The organism is Hoeflea sp., assembly GCF_039975035.1.
Lineage (GTDB): Bacteria > Pseudomonadota > Alphaproteobacteria > Rhizobiales > Rhizobiaceae > Hoeflea.
Window position 1 is genome coordinate 1 of record NZ_JBDWHW010000134.1, and the last position, 3,773, is coordinate 3,773.

Sequence of the window (3,773 nt, forward strand, 5' to 3'; positions counted from 1 at the left end):
GAGGATAGCCTGAAACAGGACATCGAACGGCTACGCGCCGCGCCGGAAATTCCACCGCATGTTGTTGTGTCTGGTCTTATCTATGATGTGAAGACCGGTAAGGTCAGTGAGGTGGTGGAACCTGCTGCACTTGGCTAATACCGCGCGGTACTTTTCACGATAGAAACTGGTCGCGATGCGAAGTTGAAGGCTGTTCTCGGTTACATTTCAGGGCCAGTGCAGTCTTCATTCATGTGGCGGGGAAACTGGGTCTGGGACTGCAAGACAGCACGCATCTATCTGTATTTAAATAATAATGTTTTTTCGAATTGGATAGCGTGAGTAAAAAGATGTACGGATATTGTATATTAACATCAGCACTTTGTTGTTGACGCTGATACGGCTGCCATTAGTCTGACCTAAGGGCAGATGCAGGAGTTAAGGTATGCGTTTCCGTACGCTACACCTTTCGCAAAGGGGAGGGCTGTCATATTTGCTCGGCACGCTCATGCTCGTGAACGCTGCTGCTCTTCCTGCCTACGGGCAATCGACCAACTCGCCGGGAGCGACCACCGAACAGTCGCTGGAAGACCTGATTGAACGGAACGAAGAGTTTGATACCTTCGGCTGGCCGGCAAAGGGACGCTTCAATCCGTTCCCGGAGGTGCTGAACCGATATGAAAAGCTCAATCGGGATCTCTGGAACAAATACGGATTCAGCTTTTTTTTGAAACCGACGGTGATAGCTCAGGCAAGCAGCCGCCCGGATCGCAATTGGACAGCCAATTATCAGCATAATATCCTGTTGTATTGGCGCATGTTGCAGAACGAGACCCTTGGAACGGCTTCAATCGTTGCCAATGGTCTGCAAATTCGCCAGCTTACAAACACCACCGGTGTTGATTTTACCCAATCACTTGGCATCAATTTCACAAGTTCGGATTCCGTTGCCGATTCGGATTCATTGAAAGCACTTTATCTGCGCTATGACCTTCCAGGTGGCGCGGCCAATATACGGTTTGGTCAACATGAACTGGCTGGAATTGTGGGTGGCTGTGCTTATTCGTGTGATGACACGAGCAGTTTCATGTCAGGACCACTGTCGGCCTATCCTGCCAGCACCTTGCCGGGTCAGGGTATGGGATTTGCTGGCGGTGTTGAACTTGGCGGCGGAGTCAGCCTCGAGGCTGGCATCGCCGATGCGCGCGGCAACGGACATTTGAATCCGGGGCGGCCATTCGATAGCGGCGAGTGGGGCTATGCCGCTGCTGCAAAATTATCTAACCCTTTTGCTGCTACTGGGGATGGTCAAATAAAGGCCGCCTACTATTTTGTTGATGAGACTTTTAAGGGAACGTCGAAGAGGCAGGCCAGCACGCAGGGTGTCAATTTCATTGTGGAACAGGATATTGGAGCATTCGGTGTGTTTGCGCGCTACGGCGCATCCTGGGGCCGCAAAGGGGCTGTTGATCATGCCGCTGCTGGTGGTGTTGTCTGGAAAGAACCATTTGGCAATGACGAGGACTGGTTGGGTGCCGGTCTGGGCTGGGTTGCGCCGACAGCGCAGAACTCGAACAATGAATATGTCGCCGAGACATTCTACCGCCTGCAATTGACACCGCTTGTTGTGGCAACAACCGGTGTGATGGCGATCGGTAATCCATCCAACATTTCTTCAGATCTGGAAGGTGTTCTCAACTTTCGGGTTCAGGCGTTTTTCTAAGGTGAGCCAGCTGGTGCGGCCGGCTCTCCAGGTAATTGGATAATTGCAATTTTGACTAATAGGATGCGTTTTGGAGGATCACATGAAACAGTATCATAGCAATCTCAAGGCAGCGCTTTGCAGCTGCGTTCTGGGCGCACTCATCGCCACAAGTGCGCATGCACAGTATTTCGGTCATGAGTATGAAGGCACGCAGGCTCCCATTCGCGATGGAGAGCAACCCGTCATACCGCTCGACAAGGGCGACCCCAGCTACAATGCTTGGCGGACACCACTGCCGAGTTTTGAAGGTGAGCGTGAAGGCCGGACGCCAGGCATCATAGATCCTCAAAGGTTCTTCGGCCAAGGGTATATGCAGCTTCCCACCTTCCTGCACCAGCCACTCGCCTTTACACCGGAGGACCTTGCCGCTGCTGAAGTCGATGTAGCCATCATGGGTGCCTTTACAGACATGGGCGGAGGTGCTCGCGGGGCCTCACGGGGCCCGAACGCTGTGCGCAACTCCTCGATCTATCTCGGTTATGGAACCCGGCAACCGCACATGCATGTGATGGTCGATCCGCTGGAAGACATGACTGTCGTCGATTACGGCAACGCCCCCAACGATTACATGAGTACTGAGCGCACGATCCATGCCGTGCGGTCGTTTGTGCGGCAGGCTGCGGAAGTCAAACACAAAGATGGTAGCCACGTCATTCCGTTCATCGTCGGCGGCGATCACTCCTTGATGTACCCTGATGTAGCTGCTCTGACGGATGTCTACGGCAAGGGCAATGTCGGCGTGGTGCATTTTGATGCCCATTACGACGCTGGCAAATACGGAATGGGGCATCTGATCAACCATGGCATGCCGGTTTACCGACTGATCGAGGAAGGCCTGGTCGAAGGCAAGAACTTCATCCAGGTTGCCCTGCGCGGTTATTACCCCGACGAGAAAGCCTTTGATTGGATGCGGGATAACGGATTCCGTTATCACACCATGGCGGAAATTGAGGATCGTGGGTTCGACGCTGTCATGGAAGACGTGATCGCGGAGGCCAATGACGGACCGGAGTACATGTATATCTCGTTCGACATAGACACGTTCGATCCGGCTTTTGTGCCCGGTACCGGAACTCCGGAACCAGGTGGCTTGATGCCACGTGAAATCTTTCCGATCATTCGCCGTCTCTGTGCGGAATCAAATGTGGTCGGTTTTGAGATCGTCGAATTGGCTCCGCTGATGGACCCGACTTATGTTTCAGCCCTCAACGCCAATCGGACGATCCGTGAATGCCTGACCGGGATTGCTATGCGCAAACAGGGATTGACCGAGCCGCATTACCTCAACCCACTAACGGTTACGCATGGGCAAGGCAAAAACTGATACTGTCGCCATAAGCGTTCTGGCGCTGCTGGGAGTTTGGCATGGGTCTGCGGTCGCAGACCCATTGACCGTCTCGTGGGCGGACCTTCGAACAGATCGCCCGGCTTCCTGTGAGGCCTTGCTTGACAATTACGAGACCCAACCGAAGTGCAAGCAGCAAGCTGCCTCGGCGCGGCTGTTGTCCAGCCGCTACGAAGCTTGTGCACCGGGAAACCGCAGCCTGAACGGCCAAACCGTGCGGATCGCCGGCTACGCTCATCCGCTAGAGTTTGAGTTCAAGGATGTGAAGGCGTTTTTGCTCATCCCGCCATTGCGGCAGGATTGCCGTCATCCGCCCCCGCCGCTGCCGGACCAGGTGATTTCCGTGAGTTTTCCCGATGGCATCGATGTTACGGCTGATCCGGTCTGGGTGACCGGAACACTCAAGGTCCAACGCAGTAAAACCCATCTGGCAACGACCAACTATATGCTCACTGCGACCGCTGTCACAGAAGCAACAATTCCGGATGTTGATCCTGGAAAGTAGAGAGTGAGGAAACTGCGCAATTTTCGGCCGACTGTTGGCAAACCCTTTGCGCTGGATGATGGGTATGCAGCTGGGGGTAATCTGTGAGGTCATAAACCTGAAGCTCACGTAAAGCGTGGCGGGGATGCCCAGATAAAGTTTAGCTGTCTGTGTTCTTTCCTTACGGGCGCTGATCCTAA

General features: G+C 53.9%; 3 protein-coding genes. 2 read left to right on the forward strand and 1 reads right to left on the reverse strand.

Features of this window, described 5'->3' with window-relative positions; genetic code table 11:
• The first annotated feature begins 424 nt into the window (after positions 1-424).
• Both ABJN75_RS11520 and ABJN75_RS11525 read left to right on the forward strand, forming a co-directional pair.
• Positions 425-1,702, forward strand: a complete 1,278-nt coding sequence (locus tag ABJN75_RS11520; protein ID WP_348439737.1) for a carbohydrate porin — start codon at positions 425-427, stop codon at positions 1,700-1,702.
• An 82-nt stretch (positions 1,703-1,784) separates the two neighbouring features.
• The gene (locus tag ABJN75_RS11525; protein WP_348439738.1) at positions 1,785-3,068 is read left to right on the forward strand and encodes an agmatinase family protein; all 1,284 of its coding nucleotides are present in this window, start codon (positions 1,785-1,787) and stop codon (positions 3,066-3,068) included.
• A gap of 262 nt (positions 3,069-3,330) precedes the next feature.
• On the opposite strand, the gene ABJN75_RS11530 is transcribed toward ABJN75_RS11525, so the two are convergent.
• On the reverse strand, positions 3,331-3,773 hold a 443-nt coding region (locus ABJN75_RS11530), incomplete at its 5' end, for a hypothetical protein (protein WP_348439739.1).

Excerpts from the sequence above, each read along its gene's own strand:
- ABJN75_RS11520 (WP_348439737.1), top strand. The coding sequence starts at position 425 with ATGCGTTTCCGTACGCTACACCTTTCGCAAAGGGGAGGGCTGTCATAT.
- ABJN75_RS11525 (WP_348439738.1), top strand. The coding sequence starts at position 1,785 with ATGAAACAGTATCATAGCAATCTCAAGGCAGCGCTTTGCAGCTGCGTT.